The sequence below is a fragment of the Pseudomonas graminis genome (genome assembly GCF_001705435.1).
GTDB lineage: Bacteria > Pseudomonadota > Gammaproteobacteria > Pseudomonadales > Pseudomonadaceae > Aquipseudomonas > Aquipseudomonas graminis_B.
Genome location: NZ_MDEN01000053.1, coordinates 1 through 21748, shown reverse-complemented (window position 1 = coordinate 21748; position 21748 = coordinate 1). Strand labels below are relative to the sequence as shown.

At 52.9% G+C, this 21748-nt stretch carries 15 protein-coding genes and 4 pseudogenes; 11 read left to right on the top strand and 8 right to left on the bottom strand.

Going from position 1 to position 21748, the window contains the following annotated elements; genetic code table 11:
- Positions 1-69: 69 nt before the first annotated feature.
- The 6 genes and pseudogenes from BBI10_RS04070 to BBI10_RS04050 all read left to right on the top strand — a co-directional run bounded on the left by BBI10_RS04070 (position 70) and on the right by BBI10_RS04050 (position 4915).
- Positions 70-297: a hypothetical protein gene (locus BBI10_RS04070; RefSeq protein WP_141695108.1), complete on the top strand. Its 228-nt coding sequence runs from the start codon at positions 70-72 to the stop codon at positions 295-297.
- A gap of 64 nt (positions 298-361) precedes the next feature.
- Positions 362-1303 (top strand): TerB N-terminal domain-containing protein, encoded by a 942-nt coding sequence (locus tag BBI10_RS27885; RefSeq protein WP_244160306.1) that lies wholly within the window; start codon positions 362-364, stop codon positions 1301-1303.
- Positions 1300-2400 (top strand): tellurite resistance TerB C-terminal domain-containing protein, encoded by a 1101-nt coding sequence (locus BBI10_RS27880; RefSeq protein WP_244160305.1) that lies wholly within the window; start codon positions 1300-1302, stop codon positions 2398-2400. The genes BBI10_RS27885 and BBI10_RS27880 overlap by 4 nt, the downstream gene beginning before the upstream one ends.
- Positions 2397-2708, top strand: a pseudogene (locus BBI10_RS04060) (BREX system ATP-binding domain-containing protein); the annotation flags it as partial. The gene BBI10_RS27880 and the pseudogene BBI10_RS04060, both read left to right, overlap by 4 nt.
- A pseudogene (locus BBI10_RS04055) lies at positions 2687-3901 on the top strand (DEAD/DEAH box helicase); the annotation flags it as partial. The pseudogenes BBI10_RS04060 and BBI10_RS04055, both read left to right, overlap by 22 nt.
- 273 nt (positions 3902-4174) lie before the next feature.
- Positions 4175-4915, top strand: coding sequence for a hypothetical protein (locus BBI10_RS04050; protein ID WP_065987004.1), 741 nt, complete (start codon positions 4175-4177; stop codon positions 4913-4915).
- Between the two features lie 842 nt (positions 4916-5757).
- Here the strand turns inward: BBI10_RS04050 and BBI10_RS28510 are convergent.
- From BBI10_RS28510 to BBI10_RS04020, 8 genes and pseudogenes are all read right to left on the bottom strand, one after another.
- The gene (locus BBI10_RS28510; RefSeq protein WP_370445645.1) at positions 5758-6474 is read right to left on the bottom strand and encodes a methyl-accepting chemotaxis protein; all 717 of its coding nucleotides are present in this window, start codon (positions 6472-6474) and stop codon (positions 5758-5760) included.
- A 159-nt stretch (positions 6475-6633) separates the two neighbouring features.
- Positions 6634-6888: pseudogene (locus BBI10_RS28505) on the bottom strand (HAMP domain-containing protein); the annotation flags it as partial.
- A gap of 1192 nt (positions 6889-8080) precedes the next feature.
- The gene (locus BBI10_RS04040) at positions 8081-9607 is read right to left on the bottom strand and encodes an IS66-like element ISPsy43 family transposase (protein WP_017707762.1); all 1527 of its coding nucleotides are present in this window, start codon (positions 9605-9607) and stop codon (positions 8081-8083) included.
- Between the two features lie 83 nt (positions 9608-9690).
- Positions 9691-10026: an IS66 family insertion sequence element accessory protein TnpB gene (tnpB, locus tag BBI10_RS27875; RefSeq protein ID WP_065987000.1), complete on the bottom strand. Its 336-nt coding sequence runs from the start codon at positions 10024-10026 to the stop codon at positions 9691-9693.
- Positions 10023-10355, bottom strand: coding sequence for an IS66-like element accessory protein TnpA (gene tnpA, locus BBI10_RS04030; RefSeq protein ID WP_003317539.1), 333 nt, complete (start codon positions 10353-10355; stop codon positions 10023-10025). The genes tnpB and tnpA overlap by 4 nt, the downstream gene beginning before the upstream one ends.
- Before the next feature lie 765 nt (positions 10356-11120).
- On the bottom strand, positions 11121-11924 hold the full coding sequence (locus BBI10_RS04025; protein ID WP_083233011.1) for a restriction endonuclease: 804 nt from the start codon (positions 11922-11924) through the stop codon (positions 11121-11123).
- A complete protein-coding gene (locus BBI10_RS27070; RefSeq protein ID WP_141695107.1) occupies positions 11812-12294 on the bottom strand; it encodes a hypothetical protein in 483 nt (160 codons plus the stop codon). The genes BBI10_RS04025 and BBI10_RS27070 overlap by 113 nt, the downstream gene beginning before the upstream one ends.
- A 70-nt stretch (positions 12295-12364) precedes the next feature.
- Complete coding sequence (locus BBI10_RS04020) at positions 12365-13585, bottom strand: DUF3800 domain-containing protein (protein ID WP_244160304.1); 1221 nt, start codon at positions 13583-13585, stop codon at positions 12365-12367.
- Positions 13586-13726: 141 nt separating this feature from the next.
- Here BBI10_RS04020 and BBI10_RS04015 point away from each other — a divergent pair.
- The 5 genes and pseudogenes from BBI10_RS04015 to BBI10_RS03995 all read left to right on the top strand — a co-directional run bounded on the left by BBI10_RS04015 (position 13727) and on the right by BBI10_RS03995 (position 21458).
- Positions 13727-14186, top strand: a pseudogene (locus BBI10_RS04015) (hypothetical protein).
- Positions 14187-14340: 154 nt separating this feature from the next.
- Positions 14341-15273, top strand: a complete 933-nt coding sequence (locus BBI10_RS04010; protein ID WP_065986995.1) for a DUF2971 domain-containing protein — start codon at positions 14341-14343, stop codon at positions 15271-15273.
- Positions 15274-15747: 474 nt separating this feature from the next.
- Positions 15748-18150, top strand: a complete 2403-nt coding sequence (locus tag BBI10_RS04005) for an ABC-three component system protein (protein ID WP_065986993.1) — start codon at positions 15748-15750, stop codon at positions 18148-18150.
- Positions 18140-18709 (top strand): hypothetical protein, encoded by a 570-nt coding sequence (locus BBI10_RS04000; protein ID WP_065986991.1) that lies wholly within the window; start codon positions 18140-18142, stop codon positions 18707-18709. The genes BBI10_RS04005 and BBI10_RS04000 overlap by 11 nt, the downstream gene beginning before the upstream one ends.
- Positions 18702-21458, top strand: coding sequence for an AAA family ATPase (locus BBI10_RS03995; protein WP_065986989.1), 2757 nt, complete (start codon positions 18702-18704; stop codon positions 21456-21458). The genes BBI10_RS04000 and BBI10_RS03995 overlap by 8 nt, the downstream gene beginning before the upstream one ends.
- Positions 21459-21748: the final 290 nt, after the last annotated feature.

Genomic DNA, 21748 nt, shown 5'->3' with positions numbered 1-21748 from the left:
CGTACTCCTGACGGCAATCTTATGACTCACTCCACTCAATCCACACCTACCACCGCGCTAGACCGTGGAATGCCCACCGAACTCGAAAGCTACCAGCACCAGTGTCTGATGCTGTTGGACGAGCTTCAGGAGGCCTGGTCTGACATCCGAAGGTTGAAAGCTGATGCACATACCTTGATAGCCATAAACGACGGGCTCAAGGCCGAGCTAAAGGCTTTGAAGCTCGCGTCAACAGCGCAACCGATGGAGAGTGATGTTGCGTTGGTCGGCACATCATCTCGACAGCAAGCGCGATGATTGGCGTCCGGTGAGAAAATGCAGATACTCCCACTAAGCCAGCCCATTATCATGGAAGCGCTTAATGGCAAGGAAGCAAAAAAGCAGCCCGAACATGGCGACTATGGCGACCTGGATCTTCATATTGGTCGTGGTCATCGCAGCTGTCCCACCTCGGATTCGGCTCGTGGTAGCGGTTTTGGCGGGGATCGCTGGCTTCATATGGCTAGTCAAAAAGTCTTTTAGATATTCATCAAACGACCCTCCTCGCCCGACGAAGACGATCCTCGCCGACTCAAAAGGTCAGACTAAAAACTTGTCGAATTACGAACCCAAATCAGAAATCGGTCTTGAAGTGGGCAACACCGAAGGTGCCCGCTCGGATTTCCACGTGGTGAGGGTGAGTACACCTGAGCGGCAGTTCTCGATCCCCAAGCCCAAGCAGATCGTTACCAATGCACGATGGATTGGAAAGGATGAAACCTTCTCTGTCAGAGGCCAGATTATCCACGGTGGCATGGTTTATTTCGCTGAAAAAGCAGACCGCACCTTAAACCTTGAGCCCTCGCTGATTGACGCCCAGCTGCCTGTACAGGCTGTGCATGTGGATCTAACCGAAAGGATCACCGGCTACTGGCCCAGTTACAGCGGCATCTCTCCTGCTGCAAGACGTGGCTACCTGCAGTGGCTGTCCGAAGGGCGGAGTACGCTCAATGTGGATATCGGCTACGTCTTCATTTTCTTCTATGGTCTTGAGCGTCGGGCGGTCGTTGACTCGATTACAGATGATGTAGCCCGCGCTGGCCTGCCGGCCATCGTTCAAGAGGTCAAGCGGTTAAGAGCGCTTTATGGTGAGAACACATCGTTTCGAAACTACGCGTCCAACCTTCTGAACCACATCCAGCTCATCAGTGTGGAACCTCAGACGTACTTGAACGTACCGCCTCGAGTCGAATCGGGTGGCCTAGAAATGCCGATGTCGCTGCGGTTGGCATTGCCCTTTGGCCGGCAGCAGCAAAGGATGTGATCGCTGACCTGCAACGGCAGGTCAGCGAGGAGCATCTGGTCATGACCTTCGAGGATCTTGCAGGACGCTTTGGATCTGCAGGCGCTCTTCCGCGCGGAACAATCGTCGCCTTGGCGAGAGCATTCGAGTCCTTGAATATTGGCTTCGAGCCGGACGTACTGTCCGGCAGCCGAACTCCCAAGAATCTGGACACGATCGTATTGTTCGCGGCAGGTGACGAAGACGCGAGTGTACGGACAACCTCGGCCTACCAGGCCGCAGTGGTTACGCTGGATTTAGCAAGTGCGGTCGCGGCTGCAGATGGGGTCACGTCGACTGGGGAAATGGCTCAGCTCGGGCAGCATATCGACTCTTGGAATCATCTTGGCACAGCGCATCGCAAACGGCTGAAAGCCCACTTGCAGATCCAAATTCTGCAGCCACCTACCCTGGCGAGCCTGAAGAAGAAGCTGAGCCCTCTGGGCGCCGACGCCAAGCGCGCCATGGCCAGGTTTCTCGCTCATCTCGCTCAAGCTGACGGAAACGTTTCGCCGCAGGAAGTCCGGCTGCTGGAACGCGTCTATAAAACTCTGGAGCTGGATCCCCAGTTGCTTTACGGGGACTTACACGGCGCAGCCATCACCCCTCCTCAAAATATCTCCACGGCGCCCAGATTTGGTGCCTTGCCTAGTTCCGACCAGACCGGTGAGATGCCAGGCAATTCTGCCGCGACCCAAAGCTTCAATCTGGACATGGATAAAATTGCGCAGCTCCAGCGCGAAACGGCAGTGGTGTCAGCGTTGCTGGCCGAAGTATTCAGCGATGAATTTCCAGAACCGCCTGCCATCGTGGACAGCATCAAGGATCAGCCCACTGACCATGCAGCGACCGTACATGGGCTCGACACAGAGCACTCAGCGTTTCTGCGAATGATCGTGTCACGTCGCGAATGGAGCCGCCAAGAGCTGGAAGATGTGGCCACTGATATGGAGCTCATGCTGGATGGCGCTCTTGAGCAAATCAACGACATGGCGTTTGAGCGGTTCGACATGCCAGTCTCTGAGGGGGATGACCCCATCGAGATCAACCCGGATATCCTGGAAGAATTAGCCCTATGAGCACGATACGCCCAAAGGATCGCGATGCGGTCATCCAGTCATTGCGAGCCGGTGTAGTCCCTCGTGCGGGCCAGCATCTTATTCAGGTGGGTCGAGCGGGTGAACTGGACGCCCTTCTGAAAGACATAGATCGACTCGCTGACGGCGGCTCCGCCTTCAGGATTGTTGTAGGCGAATATGGGGCCGGGAAAACCTTCTTCCTCAACCTTGTCCGGGGCATTGCGATGGAGCGAAAGCTGGTCACAATGCACGCCGATTTAAACCCAGACCGCCGGCTGCATGCCTCATCGGCAACATCAAGACAGTTGTCCAGATAGGTTCGCCTCCATCAGTTGCAAGCCTGCGCCAACGCCTAGGCAGGTCAGGCCGCCGCAACGACGAACCTGCCACTCTCCGGGCCTACTGTCAGGAACGGGAGCTGACTGACCAATCATTATTGTCAGACCTGCTACGCCAGAACCTCGTCCAAACCATCGCGATGATCAGGCTACTAATTGGCAACTGGTTCGAGCCGCCCAGGGCTGAGGGCTTGCACGCCTCGACTCTGGTGCAACAGATTCTGTCAGTGATCGCACAGCAAGGAGGCGCCAGCGCTGCCCACCTGTGGGGTGGGCTTGTTGGAAGCGGGACATTCAAAAGCATTTCCAAGACTGATTTCTTCTCCCTACTGAAAGGTCTCGGCGAGAAGAAATTGATTGTGCAGGACAGCTCAGGTCTGTTGCTTCCAGGAGAGATCGGCGAACGACTCATCAACCATTACGAGTTCTACAGTGCTTTCACCAGCGACGAAGAATTCAGGCTGGTAAGAGAGGGCAAACCGCTTGGCTCAATACCTGTTAGTAGGCCTCTGATGAAAGGCCAGCGAATCATCTTTGGTGGTCGGCGTTGGCGGGTACTGGATGTCGATATCGAAAAAAAGGTGATCGTCGTCACTGCAGCCCGAGGCGGTCAGCCACCCCAATTCGACGGGCTAGGTGCAATGGTGCACGATCATGTCCGCGAGGAAATGCGCGCTGTACTCACCGAAACGACGCCCTGCCCCTTCATCGATAGCAAAGCACAGGAATTGCTCAGCGAAGCCCGGAAGTCATTCGGCTCACTCGGCCTTGCAGACAAATTCACCTATGGGTCTGACTCGAAAACTCATCTAGTGACTTGGCGTGGTGATCAAACCAACGACGCCCTGGTACTCATGTTCAACCATGTAGGAATGGCTTGCGAGAGCTCAGGCCTTGCATTATCGGTGGGCGGCTCACAAAAGGATGTCGCTGACGCGCTCGCCAAGATCGCTGAGCTGGATCCGGACGATATCGAGTCACTGCTGGAAGGCGTCGAGAATCTCATCAAGGAAAAATGGGACTGGGCTCTGCCCCGCTTGCTGCTGATGAAATCTTATGCCTCGTCTCAGCTCAACTTCAAAGGCGCGGTCGAGTTCGCAAAGTTGTTCAGTACTCGGCGGCTTCACGGTGCAAGCACGTTTGTGAGCACTACCGTCCACTAGGGTAGTTAGCCATCGGCAGCGAAGCGGGATACTAGAGCATTTCCGCTCCAGTTTCTGGATGTGCCCAGAGGTCGAACTCATCGCATCGGTGCATTTGGGCACAAAGTCAAAGCACCGGGTCTCGAATGAGATGACGGCCGCTCTGAAACAGGTATGAATGAGATGTAGCCAACCCACTAGGGCCATAAGATCGCGTTGAGACCGTCAGCAGAGGTACCGAAAACTTGGATCGCGCGGTATTGTTTCAAATCAATCACATGCGCAGGAAGCACCATGTTTTGGAAAAAAGACAACACCTTGAAGGTAGAGCTAATCACTCCGGTCGCTCTGACCATGCCTCCAGCATTGAAGGCCGACACCCCAGAGCAACAAGCCAAAAAGCAAGCGACGACCAACACGGAACTGGCTTTCAAACTGGTCACCTCCGGAGCACTGGTATCGCAGGCAGCGTTGTTAATCTATGGGTACTCCATTCTAGTAGGGCGTTACGAGCAATTCGGGATCGACATAAATGAGCTAGCGCTAGGAACCTCTACCCTACTGATTTATGGTTACGTCGATCTTTTTTCCAGGGCACTCCATGCAGCCAGTCAATTACCGATCATAGGCCCTGCACTGCTGGCTCTGGCGTTCGTCCTAGCTGCGGCAGGCTTTGTCAGCCTGATAACGAAGCGCCTTGCCGCAGGCATCGTGGTTGGGCTCTCGGCATGGATCGGGATGTTCCTGTTCGTGGCCTTTTTCGCTCCGGCACTCGGGGTTCAAATAGGAGTGAAGACGGGCTTGGCGGACTTCACCAAATATACGCATCTGGATGCGTCGCAGGGGCTGGATGATATCCATACGGTGATCACGGACAAGAGTGAGCGGCTTAGCGGCCATCTGATCTTAGCGGACGGCAAAAGCACATTCTTAATTGTCGGAACAAAGGTCATTAAGCTGGATGGCAGTTCGGGCCGAGTGATCCGCGAAACGGAGCTAGCCGTCAAACAGCCCCCTGATAAGCTCAAAAAGTAGACCGCAAGCACTGCCTAGAAACCGTGGGCTTGAATGCTCACGTGTATGACCGCGAAACCATAGGACTGGAAGACCAAGAAAATTCCGGGCTGCCAGCTTCCGACTCAAACGACGTCTGGGCACCACTTTCTTTTCCCTTGGTTTGCGAGGGGTGTCGTTACAGCTGAATCATGTCTTGGTTAGGAATGTCGCTTTGCCACGAATCATCATTACTAAGGATTCACCGCGCTCGCTGTGCGGGAAGTTCAGCGCGCTGCTTCCGATGCCCTTCAGGAGGTTTTTTGTACGGGGTCTGGCGTGCGGCAGTAAGAAAGTTGGGGTCGCGCAGGTACCCACCATCCCATCTGAGCCTGTTCATAGATTAAGCGCCCGGGCCAAGTGATCCTCCATAATCATTTCAGAAGCAACACCAGCCCGGACGACCTGTGACTCCAGGAAATGATAGATGTGCGCCCTGAGGGCAGCCCTCACGGAAACGCACCGAGGCAGAGGTTCGTCGCGAGGTACGTGATCCACATGCCTCAATGCATATCGAAGGGCTTGTAGCCCGGTCTGACCGACATCTGAGGCATAAATCCGCTCAATCCCGGAGTAACCCGGGCGTCTTCTATAGCTGCTAGCAGCGAGCTCTACAACGTCGGTGAACGCTTCCCCGTGAAACGTTGCCTGTAACCGTCCGGGCAAGTCATCTAGCGTAGCTGGCTCTATTGTTTTACGAGATTGCGCAACGATGAAGCTCAGCCCTCAATGTCGATCAGGGACTGCCGGGCATCATCACCCCAGTCAGACCCGATCAAAGCACTTTCTCGTGCTATCAACAATTGAAACGCTTGAGATTCCTTTCAAGCGTTGCTGGATAACTTAAACTTGCCGACTACGCTGCGAAGTTCATTAGCGAGCAATGAAAGCTCGTCAGCCGTTACGGCGTTGTCCTCTACGCCTTCCATGACGATTAAGCTGCTGTTTCGAATGCCGATGACGTTGCGATTGATATCCTCTGAGACCGAATGTTGCTGCACCGCCGCACTTGCAATCTGAGTGTTCATGCCCACAATTCCGTCTACTGCTTCATTGATCTGGTTCAGGCTGCCAGACGCTTGGCTCGCTGCCTGAATGCATTCCCTAGCTCGGGTTTGCCCAGCTTTCATCTGTTGAACAGCGGCATCAGTAGCGCCTTGCAACTGTTGGATGATCCGTCGAATTTCTTCTGTGGAGTTTTGTGTGCGCGAGGCCAGAGTCCGCACTTCGTCAGCCACGACCGCGAAACCACGGCCTTGCTCGCCAGCTCGCGCCGCCTCGATGGCCGCGTTAAGGGCCAGCAGGTTAGTCTGATCCGCGATGGTACTGATGACCTCGATGACACCACCGATTTCTTTGCTGTGTGTCGCTAACGCTTCGACTTTGCTTGCACTGAGCTCCACTTCGTTGGCCAACGCCTCAATAGCGGCACTTGTTTCAATCATAACTTTCAAGCCGTCGTTAGACGCACTGCTTGCAGATTCAGCGGCACGTGCTGCGCCCTCGGTATTCTGGGCCACGTCGGCAACGCTCGCGGTCATTTCGTTGATGGCAGTAGCAACCTGCTCGGTTTCAGCCTGTTGTGAGTTCATTGAGGCTTTGGCTTGGCCTATGGAGATCTCTAGTCGCTTTGCCGCATCTGAGACTGAATGCGAGCTACGCTCCACCTGGCTCAGTGAGCCAGAGAAGGCCGTTACCATGCGGTTAAGTCCCTCGCCTACATCACCGATTTCATCGTGGCTGTTGATTCGGACGCGCGCGCTCAGATCGCCTTGAGCAATACGTGCCGTCACAGCTAGGAGCTCATCAACCCCAATCCGCAGAGCCTTGTAGATGCCGACGAACGCATAGAGCAGCAGTATCGCAATGGCGATAAATAGCTCAGTGCCGAAAGTACGCTCATTACTCAGTGTATTCAGACGCTCATCAATTCGAATTCGCAGCGATTCCTGCATCTGATCCTGAGCTTTGTAAAACTGAGCAACGACGGCGTTTCCACGCTCGCCCAAGGTGTTGGCATTCACGTTTGAGCGCTTGCTCGGATCAAGGTAGTCCACCAGGTCTTTACGCAGATTTTCCAGGTCGGTAATGGCTGTTGTTACAGACGGCTGAACTACACCAGATAATTTCGGCTCTTCTCGGCGAAGCAGGGAAAGGCTCTGCTGCAACTCTTGACGCATTAGCAGCTCCTGTTTCAACAAAGTCTGGGCAAAAATACGAGTGGTGTCGTCCAGAGGACGGTCAGCGCTAAAACCGCTGGCCAGACCGCGAATCTGTCCGACCAGATTTATTTGCCGAGGCAGACGTATAGAGCTTAGATCGATGAGGTACAACGAACCTGCGTCTTCGTCCAAAATCATGCCGGAAGTGGCCGTAATGTAGTAAACGAAATTCATTAGGTCGGTTAACTGGTCGTTCCACGCGGAAAAGATCACCAAAGGTGCTTCGCCTGCTTTGGCGCGTTCAACCAGATGCACACTAGCGGTACGCAACGTCTGAACTCGGTCTGTCGTTGCCAGTTGGGTGCTAAATTTTGCGTCCTGCGCAGCAAGAGTCGCATAGGCATCGTTAAGCTTTTCAGCATTGCGTGCTGCATTGGCTACTGCGTTGGTGTCACCGCTGAGCATGCCGTGTGTCAGCGCCCTCTGAATCATGGTTAGACGCAGGATAGGGGTGACGTCCAACAAGTATTGTTGACCCACCTGTTCATGCTTGATGCCCGTGATGCTCGTGTTCAGTGAAAGCATCACCCGGGTGCCTAGCAGGAGCAGAGGAATCAGGACAATAAATCCCAAAATTGCGAATTTCATGGGGAATCGAACACGGTTGGTAACGAACAGGGCAGGCGCTAATAAATTCATCGGGTTCTCGATCACTCAAGGTCTGTGAGTGCTTTCTTAGGCGTTAAAAAGTGCCCATCTCTCATTTATGGTTATGAGGTAATGAAAGCATTCCAAGAGATCTTCCTCAAAAGCCGCTTACTCTCCTTTGTTACAGGATCGAATTGCCGCGCTTCTCTTGGTACGAAAACTATCGGCTGAACCGGGCGAAGCTGTAGGGAGGAATGCATGGATAACCAGCATAAAGGCTAAGTAGACCGGTAATGGCACCAGTTGGAGGTGCGTCCGGGCATCCCGTCTTGCGCAACTAAACCGGTCGCCACCTATGCGGTAGTAGCTCCGCAATCTCACTTGCCCGCTGCGTCGGCAGGCGCGTGAGGACGTCCTTCAAATAAGCATACGGATCATGGCCGTTGAGTCGCGCCGATTGGATCAAACTCATGATCGCCGCTGCACGTTTACCGCTGCGTAACGATCCCGCGAACAGCCAGTTCGAACGCCCAAGAGCCCACGGCCGGATTTGATTCTCGCACCAGTTATTATCGATGGGCACGGCACCGTCATCGAGATAGCGCGTCAGCGCTATCCAGCGTTTGAGACTGTAATCCAGCGCCTTGGCGATGGCCGAACCCTCAGGCACAAGCTGTCTTTGGGCGATCATCCAGGTATGAAGTGCGTCGGCGATTGGCGCTGCTTTTTCCTGCCGTATTCGCTGCCGATCACCCGGCTCCAGCTCTCGGACTTCTCGTTCAGCTTCGTACAAGGCCGCGATGTAGTTCAGCGCTTTTTCGGCGACCTGGCTCTTGTTGGTCGCGTGCAAGTCGAAGAACTTCCGGCGGGCATGGGCCATGCAGCCGATCTCCGTAACGCCCAGTTCAAAGCCTGCCTTGTAGCCGGCAAAGTCATCGCAGACCAGCTTGCCGTTCCAACTGCCCAAGAAGGCTCGGGCATGTTCGCCAGCGCGGCTCGGGCTGAAGTCGTAAACGACCGCCGCCAGGTTGGAGAACTGACTGGTGGCATAGGCCCAGACGTAAGCGCGATGAGTTTTTTTCGCACCAGGCGTCAGCATTTGTACCGGCGTCTCGTCGGCGTGAACGACGTCGTGCGTCAGCACGGCTTCGCGCAGCGCATCAACCAGCGGCTGTAATTGCACGCCGCAGTTGCCCACCCACTGCGCCAAGGTCGAACGGGCGATGGGCAGCCCGGCGCGGCCGAAGATTTTCTCTTGGCGATACAGCGGCAGATGGTCGGCAAACTTGGCCACCATGATGTGGGCCAGCAGGCCTGCGGTCGGGACGCCTTTGTCGATGACGTGCGCCGGTACCGGCGCCTGGATCAGTGTTTCGCACTGTTCGCAGGCCCACTTTCCACGGATGTGGCGTTCGACTGTGAACACGCCGGGCGTGTAGTCGAGCTTTTCGCTGGCGTCTTCGCCGATGCGCTTGAGTGCGCAGCCGCACTGGCAGTGGCTGTTGTCCGGTTCGTGATGGATCAGTGTGCGAGGAAACTGCGGTGGCAGCGGTGCGCGCTTGGGTTGCTGGCGCACTTTGGCTTCGACAGGTGCCGGTTGCAGCGCCTCAAACTCGGCTTCGATAGCGGCGATATCCGTATCGATCAAGTCGTCGAGCAGGCTGGCTTGATCCGGGCTCAACTGCTCGCTGCGCTTGGCAAACTTGAAGCGTTTGAGCAGCGCGATCTCGTGGGCCAGCTTCTCGTTGACCGATTTGTGATGAGTGATTTGCTTGTCCATCGTCTCGACGCGCTGGATCAACTGCGCCGCCAAGGCACGCAGTTCTTCAGGGTTTAATTGATCGAGATTCGGATGCGAAGTCATGCCGCCGATTTTGCCAGAGAGGGCTAGTGGCGGCGATAGACTGATGGGCCAATTGCGCTGGCAAGCAGGCCATGGCAGGCGAATTAGAGCACCGAGATGGCTCCTCCGGAACCGACGCGTTGCCAAGGCAAGCCGAGCACCAAGGCTTGAAGTTGCTCTGCATCCAACTCGACTTCAGAGCCGTGCCGCACGCCCGGCCAAAAAAAACGTCCTTGATTCAAGCGCCGGGCAGCAAGCCAAATCCCCAAGCCATCATGCACCAGCACTTTCATGCGATTGGCACGACGGTTGGCAAACAGATAAGCACAGTGCGGCTTCGCCGCACCGAACACCGCCACGACCCGCGCCAGCGCAGTTTCAGTGCCTGCGCGCATGTCCATGGGCTCGGTGGCAAGCCAGATGGAGTCGATGCGGATCATCGCAGCAGGTCTCGCAGGAAAGCAGAACACGCCGCTGCATTTTCTGCCGGCCAACTCACCACGACTACGCCTTTTGAATGCGGCACTTCGATTCGGATCGTGGCAGGAAGGGCCTGATGCATCGGCACCGGCGGCGATGTCTTGACCGGGATGAAGGCGGTTTGAAGTGTCAGGTTTTTCTGTGCATGCACCCGAATCCATTTATGGACGAGGTTTGCATTGAGGTTGTGGGTCAAGGCGACATTGGCAATTGAAGTGTCAGGTTGGGCGCACTCAGCAATGACCTGGGCCTTGAAGGACTTGGAATAGGAACGGCGTTCTTGTGGCATGGGCGTCCGCTTAAAAAGGCTAAAAATGGTGTCCACCTATATTTGGGTGGACACCATCGCCCCAAGCGACGGTGTCAGGAAGGTGTGTTGCCCGGACGGTTACCGTTGCCTGCGCTTCTTTCCAGATCGTTGATTCCAAACTGTAGTCCATCCCGCCCCTCCAATTTTCAGACGTAGTAATCCCAGCCAAAAGGTCTGTGTCAGGCGACAGATTTCTGAAAATTTAAGAGCTACCTGTTTGAACACAAAGATGAAAAGCAGCGACCTAGCGGTCGAAACGGCGACTCCTCTGCCCCCTACCGGGGCTAAAAACATGAAAAGCGAAGCGAGAAGCTGAAGCCCAAGCTGCGTTTAATGATCTCAGAAATTGGGCCAGAAGCGCGGGATTCTGTTGACCCTACGCGCTCTGCTTTTTCTTTGCTCTCAAATATAACAACTCCGTCGTTTTAAAAAAATTTACAGGGGGCAAATTGAAATTCGTCGCATAATGAATCGAGAATGTCTCATTATAGTAAGTTTGGCTAAAATCGGCCGGCGATTTCAGCTATGGCGTCGCAATTCTCACTGCTCTCAAATCCTGCCAACCCCATCGTCTTCAGACCTGGCTTCCAGCAGATTCGTGATGGATTGGCCGTTCATCCTTTTAGCCGCGTAACGCGACATTAAACTCGGTCGCTGCATGAACGTAGGAAAGGAGAACCAAAAATGAGAAGCTAGTTTCAACCGTCACAGGCTGCAATCGCAAACCGATTTCCCTCTAGGGGGTTAGTCTAAATGGCTGAAGCGACTTGGCTGCCGATTCCAGGTCGAATAAAGGTTTTGCCCATCCCAGTAGCTCACCCTCCCCTGATCATCCAATGACCGCTTTACGCGGAAGACCGTACCGGCATTTTTAGAAGACAGTACCTGGTTATCTAAAATTGGGATCTCATGCCCCTCGAGTCCATGTGAGTCTTGGCTGATAATCTGCCGTGGCAGACTCATGAGGAGAGCAGCGTGCTTAGTCTCTTTGAGTACAAGTGCAAAGCTGTTGCCGATTGTTCGATAGCCAGTGTGAGCGTGAACGACCAGCGCGTGACTGCCATCCTCGATACGACGCAGAATTGATAATCGATGCGAATCCGAAACTAATACCGACTTGTCTTTGACAATTCCCTCCTGCGCTTGCTGACACCACTGAGCAACGTCCGCAGAAGTCTTCAGTTCCAGTATTCCTGATGATCGATGTGCAAAATTCTGCGCTCCCTGTAAATAACGGGAGGTGGTGACAAATATGCCAAGATCTACACCGTCATTTGCTACCGCCCCGCGCAAAGCCTGCACGGCCTCAAGACCTATGGGTCGATTAGGGGCATATCGCTTAGCTTGGACATAAGCCAAGGTATCCCCTAACGGACTCCGCTGAAGTAGTTTGACGTCAACCCCTCCATCTCCAACTCCCGGCCCCAGCTCTGATTCATATCCTAAGCTCTGGAATACGCGGTAAAGCAATTTCGAATTCGCGGTGATGCAGATTGTAAAGCCGATCAGGACGAACTTGAAAATACCGATAGAGCTCAGCGTAGACATCGCCAAAGTCTTCGATGATCAGGCTACAGACCCATTTCCAGTGAAAGAATTGGTCGTAAGCTTCTTGGAGTTCTTCGGTTGTGGTGTAAAAATAGTATGAGTAGCCGTCGTAGTTGTCATACCAGAAACCATGCGAGTCAGCGATTGCATCAAGCTCTGCTCGAAACTTTGGATCTAGATCCTCATCGAGCATACGTGCAAGCTCTCCACTGCTGTAGAGAATGAAAACCACCGCGCCTTCGCCAGGCTCTACTTGTACACGCTTCGCATAGGAGGTGAAGCCGCTGTCATACCAAAGATCGTTGGTAACAGCCCAAGCTTGTAAGTCTTTTTGGGCGGCTACGATTTTCCGCTCAAGGTCTCGATCCATGTATGCGCTCAGTCGCCCCCCCCCTATTCCATTGCACCAGCCCCGCCAAGGTAGGAGCAGCCATTGAAGACTAATGACCACCCTCTCCAAGAGTGTCAAGTGAAGCCAGCAACTTCTCAAGCTCTGGCAAGTTCGCTGCCTTCAAAATATCGTACTCTCCCCGACTGCTCAGCATGTACACATCACGAGCCTTCTTGATTCGCTCCAACTGCGGCACTATTTGCCCAGAAGTCATCCCCAGGAAATCATTGATATCAGCCCGTGTTTGGGGAATTTTGTACCCCTTGGACGCACTGGTGATGATCACATCGGAATCGCGAAGTTTTGCAATGCCGCTTGACTTGATTTTCTGGTCGCTGAGATCGCCGAATCCACGATCAGACAAATGACTTTTTATGTCACCCATCGTCACGTAATCCTTACTGACAAACTCGCTCTGGAACCGAAGGTAGTCAAGGATGCAGCGCTGTAAGCGCTCATCTTCGTCAGGATGCTTACCGATCTTGGCGATGAACTGATCCGCCTGTTTAAGTGCTTCCTGATGCACTCGATAATCCGCGTACTGATAATCGTCGGCAGGAGCAGCAAGAAGCGATTGATATTTCGGCGGCCATTCAACGAGACCAAGCGTCAGATCACGCAAAATTCTTTTATAGGCTTTAACGACCTCTTCTCCAGCCTTACCCTCGTAGATCTGGGCGACCGAACCGGCGAAAAAATCTGCTACCTGTATGAGGACGTCGTCTTTGCTGCTCTTGGTCTGAAAGGATTGATCATCGCCGAAGAGATCATCGACATAACGGGCCTGAACATACGCTTTCAGGCTCTCCTGGAACTCTGCACCGCCGTGCTCATCAACGGTCATCTGCAGATTTGGGCGGTCAAAAAAAAGTCGCTGATATAGCATGCCGTTGATATGCTTAATGAAGGACTTTTTGAACTGAAGCCCCCCATCTCTGTACACCCTCGACTTGTCGACGACCGTGAAGTAGAGCTTCAGAGGAAGCTCTGCCAGGTCACTCAGAATGCGGACGCGCCGTTCTGCATTCTTGACCTTAACCTTGCTAGATTTGATCTCACCTGTCTGGAAATGCCGCACTCGCAGCGCTTCAGCGAGCTCATAAGCTCTTCCCAAGCTTGCTTCAGAAACAAGCACTGAGCACACAACGAAAAATCCGGAGCTACCTTGCTTCGAGGTTTCTAGATCATGATTTCCGGATTCGTCGACAAACGCATAAGTCCTTTCCAACCCAGATGCTCCTTCATGCCTTGGGAGGCTTTGCTTACCCATTGATTCACTTTAACCTACTTCGACCCGAGCAGGGTGTGAATTAAGGCCAGATGCCACCATGCAGAATCTGCGCAGCATCGTCATTTGCCTTCCTTTCATTTCGCGCGTTTAAATCGCCTATGCGTGATAAGGGTAGATCTCATGCTCCAGCCACTGCTTGACTTTGATCTCAAGCGTGTTTCGCACAAGCATTACATTACGGGGAAAGCTGCCATCAATTTTCCCCACCGTGGTAGCACGACTGGTGGCTGGCATTTTCCGTCGTATTTTGACCGAGAGCCAGGTGTGGCCAAGGTGTGGCTGGCAGGCATTCACTATCCAGATACCACTGACTTTTTGGGTGACGCAGGAATTATCGACGTGACCGACGAGCTTTCAAAGCGGGGCTGGCCTGAAGACGGTACAAGGCTGTTCAGAGCGGTAGTAGACATGATCGTGAGGTAGGCCCCCAGCGACTCCAAGCACTGCAATAACGAGATTGACGAGTGGTTTCCATCCCTGACGGAAGCAGCGACTACTCAAGATACTAGACTCGGCGATGCTGAAGCTCTTTGAGGTTGGCAGGCTCCACAAAGTAGAGACTTGGCTGGACTCCCAGTGACGTCGCTGCAATGGGGGTGACGTAGCATGAATTGCTAATAGTTGAGCGGACGCATCAAGGTATCCGGGACAGGGCTAAAAATCAGGCTGGAGTACACGTGTTACGATTAAATTATGCTGTTTGAGATTTCTAACGATTTGCCAAGGATGCCAAAATGGAAGTGCCAAAACGGTTGTACAAATACAGAGCATTCAGTGCGCTGACCGTCGATTTACTGGTGTCAGACAAGATCTACTATGCAGATCCTGCTTCGTTCAATGACCCACTTGACACGAAGCCTTGCATTAACCCAGATCTCCCTGTTGACCAGCTCGAACACACACTCCGAATACTGATAGAGAACAGAATCTCTGCTGAGATGAAAGCCGCTGCCAAGGCGATAATGTATCGCGGCCCTAAGACCATAGATCACATCCATCGGCATAGTAAACGTCAAGCAGATAGAATCATTGCGGACATTGCTTACAATGCGACCAATCCTGAATATTCTGCCATCTCACCTAACCCGCAAATTAAGCTCTTGACCTACCAGTTACAGATTGAACTCATTCAAGCATACGGCAAGGGCGTGCTCTCGCTCGCGGCGAGAAACTCGTGTCCACTTATGTGGAGCCACTATGGTGACCAGCATCATGGTCTTTGTATCGGTTACGAGGTTCCTCTGAACGTTCAGGAAAACCTTCATAAAGTAGCCTATGGAGGCAGCAGGCTCATTGATGCAAGCAAAGTAGCCGCGATGCTTAACGCTGATGATGCTGCGCGAAAGGAAGTTGATGCTTCGGTGTTGCTGCGTAAAGCTCAAGACTGGCGTTATGAGAAAGAATGGAGATTGATAGGACGCCGGGGACTATCAGACTCACCACTCGAACTAACTGACGTGACCTTTGGCACACGTTGCATAGACTCAGTTAAGCACACGATTATTAAAGCATTAGAGGGGCGAGATAAACCTATTAAAATGTATGAGATGCGTGAGATTTATGGAACCTTTAAACTCAAAAGATTCGCATTGAACGAACAGGAGCTTACAGTCTCGTATCCCCACCGGGCGCGTTCTGCAGCAGAGTGTTTTGACCAACTTGAATAAACGGGTGTCCGTTAAGTAATTTACCGCTCACCGCTACCTTGCGAGTCCACTGGCTCTATGAGGAGCCGCAGGTGAATATCGAATAAGTTCACCCAACGAGGCTATCTATAGCCATCGACCTATAGTCCTTAGCTGCATCCCCCAGGATGCCTGTTCCTGAGACTGCGGGTACGGACACCCGCCTTTCGAGCTACCCGAGCGATCTTGAAAAGCGGAGCCTGTATTTGCTTTTAAGCCGAGAGAAGGATGTTCGAACCGGTTGGGCTCACTGACGCTTATCGGAAGAGGGAGGGCGTATTAGTTCAGCGGCTATCTTCTGGCTCCTGCACGACTTATGATGACGGCCGCTTGGCATCGCCACCCTCTTAGCTTCCAAACACAGCAACGACTCTGCTCAGCCAGTTGCTCGCCACTGTGTTAATGGAAAACGCCAGGCTCAGCACGATGCCAGTCACTGAACGCTAGGAGCGGAAATTGGCCGAAGAAGAGATCTCACTCATCAGTCCTGAGGAGGAAGCGAAGGTTAGAGCGGACAAGACAATCGCTCCTGATCTGTTCGCTATGGATTGCGGGCAACTCCCATTCGAACGCATGGGTGATGCTCATTTTGAGCTTTTAGTCGCAGACGTATATCGGGCCGAATACGAGCGCGACAATGACACGTGGTACGACGTGGTGGGTCGTCTCAACGATGGAGCCGACCAAGGTCGAGACGTCATTCTCTTCAAGGCAGGCGTTCCAGCTGGGGTTATCCAATGCAAGTGTCTAAAGAAAAAGCTTGATCTCGGTACGGTGATTTACGAAACCTGCAAGTTCTTCCTTTATGCACACATCCGACCGCAAATTGCGCCCCCTATCGGTGAAACGTTCCGATACTACTTTGCGGCGGCTGATGACGTAGCCACGGATGCTTTTGAGTTCCTTCAAGGGGAGGGTATCAAGCGATTCAACGACAGACTGGATGCCTTTCAAGAAGCTTGTGAAAAAGTCTTCAACAAATCCAAGACTTTTCAGAAAAACGATGCCCTCAACAAACTAACCCCTGCCGAACTATGCGCAATTGTGTGGCAGCGAATACCTACCTTAGAAACCAGGGCTCTGAGAAAAGATAGCTTATCGGCCTTGGTAGGCAAGCACCCTTCGGTAAGAAATACATACTTCAAGCTGGACTCGGATGCCGGCGAAACCTTAAAGGTCGTGCGGGATTACTTAGCTTCTCTTGGAGGGACATTGCCTGCCGGAGAAGAGGCTTCCCTGAGCAAGATTCGTACGGAGTACATCAGTTGGGAGCTAAGAGAGGGGGATGACCTCAACGTATGCCTGATCCAAGGCCAAGATCTATTGCCATTCTTGCAGGGCATGCTTAACCCGAAATCCGGAACTCTTAAAGAGGTATTTGGCAGCAGACCTATAGTTGTAACTGCCGGTTCGGCAGCAGCCACGCCAGCGCAGTGGCTAGAAATTAACGAATTGGTAGAAGCGTATCCAAGCCCACTCGTACTTCTAGTGGGGTGCGGGGCAGTGACGGGGTTGCAACTCAACGCCTGGCGAGTTGCAGACAACATCTCTTGGATCGATCCGCTCTGGGAGCCCGCATCAGCTCAAGACTACAGAGCAGGATGGTGCTGGGTTACAAATGGCGCGGAAGGTGAGATCAGCTGCCATGTGCTGGTTGAAACCGCCCCTAAAGATCCGACCCTTGATCACGGCAGCTTCTCACTTCGACTCGCCTTCAAGGACATGATCATATGGCCAACATTAGGTGATGATTTCGTCAATCCGGCCTCGAACAGAAACTCTCATTTACGTAGGCTAATCGCCAGTCAAGCCGAGGATAAATTCAAACGCCCGAATCTGGTTTTAGCCTCCCAGCACATCGACGATCTTATGGATGTCGTGACATCACTCGCCGATTACCATGCACGCCGATTGATTTCCCCGGTTGCGATAGCATCAGCGAACAGCGCCAGACTTCAGAACTGTAAGTTGCAGCTTCACAGTGCTACCGGTATTTTTCCTGCCACCGAAACCGATCTAAATACGCGATCAAGCCCACCTTCCATGCAGCCCCCCAGTCGCGTGATGCGCAGGAGTACGAGCGGCAGCCTTACCCTTACGCTCAGTTGGGGTACGAATATCTTTCTCAAGCGCGTTAGAGGCCATCGATTGCAGGCAGGGGGTATCACGTGTGACCTGATGCCATCAGCCGTCGAGCTGCATGAGCTCTTTGATCGACACCCACCCTCCAGCTACTACATTCCAGAGGTAAGGGATCAACTAGCTATTTTGGACGACTTGATTGAGCAAGGAGGGCTGAAAGACTCCCAGTCGTTTGCGTATCAGACGCGTCATGGCGTGGCGCCAGAAAAAGCATTCTCCTTGGAAGACCTCGCCGCCTCTGGAAAATATGTAATGAAGGCGGTTTGCGCCCTCAGTTATCTCAAGTCCCACGGCAGTGCCAAATGGATAACCGAGCCTGGGTCGAAAGGTCATCTCCAGCTCAGCACACCGAGCGAAGGTGAATACAACGTGCTCGCGTGGACAAACGACGATTACCTCGTAAGACAGATGACGGTAGAGCTTTACGAGTGGGCGAGAGACACTGCCAACCACCCTCACCTCGTGGTCTTTGCCAATGCTGAGGGCAAAATCAAAGACCAAAAACTGGGTGAACTCAAAAATGAAAGCGAAGAACGCCTAGACTTCACGACAGGCCCGCGTCAAAGGGGGTCATTCACGGACGTCAGCATGGTGAATCGAGTCTACGTATTTCCGCTTGATGAAGTTCATTCGTGCTGTGACGAAGAGGAAACAATGGCGGTCGAGGACTTCTTGGATGACATTGCCACTCGCAGGAAAACTCTAGATGCTCAATGAACTAATAAAGCTCCTGGATGAGCGAGCTATCGATGCTGGCTTCGTATCGCCTCAAGAAGAACTCCTGATATTTGATAACGACCCTCACTGGCCTGGCCCACCATTACCGAATCAAGTGAAATATTGGTCTACAAAATTTGCGGCGGTTCTGCTGGTACGGATTGAAGGCACTACGCCAGATGAAGTCTGGGCAGAAACCAGACAGGCTGAAGCTTTCCTGGACGCAGGACTTCTGCGACTGGAAAAAAAAGGTTCAGTCGTAGACGGATACTTAGTCCTGGCGCTCTCAGGAATGACCAATGAGCTGAAGCACTTCATGAACGAAGTCGAAAAAGACACACGATTCGTGAGAAAGCATGTTGTGTACCCTGATGCCACTGGTTGGCAACGTTGTCAGCGCGTTACCCCGCTTGGATTGGCGGCGCCATCAGCGCAGACCGAATTCTCAGCATTCGACACTGACAACGATAGTGTTACTAGCTTGCTGCAGGCAATCGCTGGGTCGACCGGAAAGGTTCTAGCCCGCCAACATGGAAAGAAGTGGGATTTGAATGAATAACTCAGCCATAAAATTCCTCTCGGTCGAGATCAGAAATTTTCGGGGCGTCCCGAAAGTCTTAAAAATCCCTCTCGACGCACGTCTCACCGTCATCCACGCTGCAAATGGAACTGGCAAAAGCACCATTTGCTATGCGTTGGAGTGGCTGCTGACAAACAAAGTGAATGACCTTCCAACGACTACTGATTTTTCGTGCGAGTGGGGATCTGGTGATACTGCTGTCCACGCTGAATGCGAAATAAACGGCGTCAGGTACGAGCTAAAACGAATCAAGGGCAAAGCCTGGATCAAAGCCGCAACCGACAAGAAGATGAGGCAGATTAAAGATTCTGACCTGCTAGTGATGTTAACTCCTACCTCAGTCTCGGGTGGTACCGCGCAGGCTACCAGCAAAGCCAGACGGGATTGGCTGCGCAACAGCCGATGGTTGTACGCAAACTCCTTAGCCCTTCTTGTAGATAACAGCGAATCAGCAACCCGACAGCAAATATTTGCCGACATACTCGGTCTTGGTCATCTCGCTGGCACGCTAAGCAACCTGAAGGAGTACCGAAACGAGTTACCCAAGACCCAGGGTTTGGAGACAAAGCTCAAGAGCGTTTTGGCAAGCATCGAAATCCTTGAGGCGAGGTTGGCTCAAAGTCAGCAAGGGCGTGATCAAGCCATTCCGAAGCTGAACTCAGTGTTGTCTGGATTTCAAGACAGTCAGCCTTCTGGAAACTTGTTGGATGACTTCAAAAATGCCCAGCTGAAAGTCGCCAGACTGCTACAAAGCACCAGGCAACAAAAGGGGATATTAGACCAACTGCTAGAAGGGTGGGCAGGATATGAGTCTAGCATGCAGCAGCTCGTGACTAGCCGAAAGCAGCTTAACGAAATCACAGACACCAGCGAAACTTTGACCAAGGAACATCGCCAACTCTCGGGGCAAATTTCTGAGGTCGATATAAGCGTCGGCCAAGCCAAACTAGGCGTGGGGTGGGCGCAGTCACAAACCGCCATTCTCGCCCAATGGAACAACGTTGCCAAGAGCGAAATCATCGCTCAAAGAGACCATAACACCGTCAATTTTTTCAAGGCTGTGGAGGATGAGTTTGTCGAATACAACTGGGACGATAGCCGACAACAGGAATGGCTGAGCGCCTTGGAGTATCTGATCCACAACAAAGATACGCTGCTTGGCCTCCTACAGCAAAGGTCTGACCTTCTGCGGAGCCCTGTCCCTCCTCCAGCAAACTTCATCCAACTATCAAAATCTGCCAATGACGCCTCGCGAGAACGCGAGAAGGCTCAAGCCGAATTCGACGCGCTGTCAAATGTGGTAGATCGCTTGAGGGTGCTAGGGCATGAAGCAGCGGAGAATTCGATAACCGGTAATTGTCCACTCTGCAGCCACGACTGGGGCGATGCGGAAACCTTGCGCCAGCAGCTCACCTACGCTGCGATAACTCCGGAGATACAGGTCGCTAAGACGAAACTGGAGACTGCTCAGAAAACGGAGAAGCTTTGGAGCGACTCATTACAGGCCGCGCGCTCGCAGCAAAAATCCGCCGAGAACTACACCGCGCTGCTCGAGTCAGTACGCGATAGTTTGAAGGCATTTGAGTCGAAAACAGGCTACCTCTCCATCATGGGTAAGGACGAATTTTTAGAGTCCGACATTATTCACTTTGAAGGCCTAAGAGCTCGACTTATAGTTGTGATCGGGACGAAAAAGGTTGCTCGATCACTGCTAGAGGTTGAAGATTTCTTTAAATCCCCATCCTCTCCCAACGCGATCACCAGAGTTTTGGAGGCGCGTCAAAGGCTGGCTCAGTATTCAGAGCACTACCAGCGCCAATTGGACGCGAATACATTAGAGCGCACAACCCTTGCTCGGTCTGTGGACGAGAAGCTTCGGGCTATGCAAGCCAAGGCCCAAGAGTCCAATCAACTCAACGCCAGCATCGCAGCGATTTCCCAGGTTGTAAATCGGTTTCAAAACCAGTGGAACCAGGTTAACGATGGCCATCCAATTTCGAAAGAGCTGCACGCGGCCACCCAAACTCGCGTAGAGGCGGAACTCATCAGGGCGGAAGGATACGAATCGGAAATCGCCGAATGCCAAGTGTTGCTGAGTGTCGAAGATGACGCTGGAAAATTGATCGAGCTTCAGAAAGAAAAGTCGGCGGTGAGCCAAAAGCTACAAACAGGTCAAAATCACATCCTCACAGCGGATGAAGCTATTAATCGATATGGTGATCATGTTCGTGATGTGACTGTATCAAGCCTGTCTCCGCTCTTGAGTCCGGCGACAGAACTATTCTCGCGAATGCATGCCAATGAGGTGTATCACAAGCTAAGCGTATCTGGGGACGACCTGAACTGGATGGTGCTTGCAGAAGGTAACGATACTCCGCTGGCAGCGCAGGAAAAATTGAGTCAAGGCCAGCGACAGGATTTGGCCCTGTCACTTTACCTGGCCAGGGCTAAGTCCACTGGAGGCAGCTTCCTACTTGATGAGCCAATCGCACACTTGGACGACCTCAACAGGGTCGCCATGCTGGACATATTCAGGCTCGTAGCTACCTCGATGGATCACATGAACCTGATCCTGACGACCGCAAGCGATACCCTGGCAAGACATCTGGCGCAGAAGTTTTCCAGCCTGCCCGACGAATACCTGTTGAATACTATCCACCTCGAGGGCAATCCTCGGACAGGTGTCAAGGCGACGGTGACCAGAAATACCTCAACTACAGCAGGATAGCCCGATACAGGTGTAAGAAACAGCCAGTGAACGGAATGATCACTGGCAGTTCAATTACTCCTCTATGTTTTAGGCACCAGTGCTCGTGGCTCAACGCCTGAGTGAATACTTAAGGATTACGTCGTGACCTACGAACCTACCCAGAAGGGCAATCCACACCGCCTTACTGTAAAGCAGCACACATTCCCCAAGACAAGCATCGCCCGTTTCACCGTAAGCGTTCGGTTAAGTCGCCTTGACGTAAGGGATGGGAGGTAGCGGCGCTGACGCAAGCGTAAGCAGTGGCCATA